The organism is Paenibacillus sp. EKM301P (assembly GCF_011800295.1).
GTDB classification, from domain to species: Bacteria; Bacillota; Bacilli; order Paenibacillales; family Paenibacillaceae; genus Paenibacillus; species Paenibacillus polymyxa.
Genome location: NZ_JAALFM010000175.1, coordinates 1 through 215, shown reverse-complemented (window position 1 = coordinate 215; position 215 = coordinate 1). Strand labels below are relative to the sequence as shown.

General features: G+C 47.4%; 1 protein-coding gene. It reads right to left on the bottom strand.

Annotated elements, in window-relative coordinates; genetic code table 11:
* The coding region (locus tag HFD99_RS25420) for a condensation domain-containing protein (RefSeq protein ID WP_167438896.1) at positions 1-215 on the bottom strand (215 nt) is incomplete at both ends.

Genomic DNA, 215 nt, shown 5'->3' with positions numbered 1-215 from the left:
AATGCACAAGCGGTATCATTAAAGGCCGCTGTAATTTGCTGTTTTTCCGCTGCTGTGAGTAGTTCCAGCTCTTCCACCCGAACATGCGGGTTGAGCGAAATTTGCTCCAAGAGACGCGCAAAATGTCCATACAGGCGCTCAATACCTGCTTGATCAAAGCTGAGCGTGTTATACATAAAACGAATCTTGATGCCTTCACCTGGCATCACGACAAC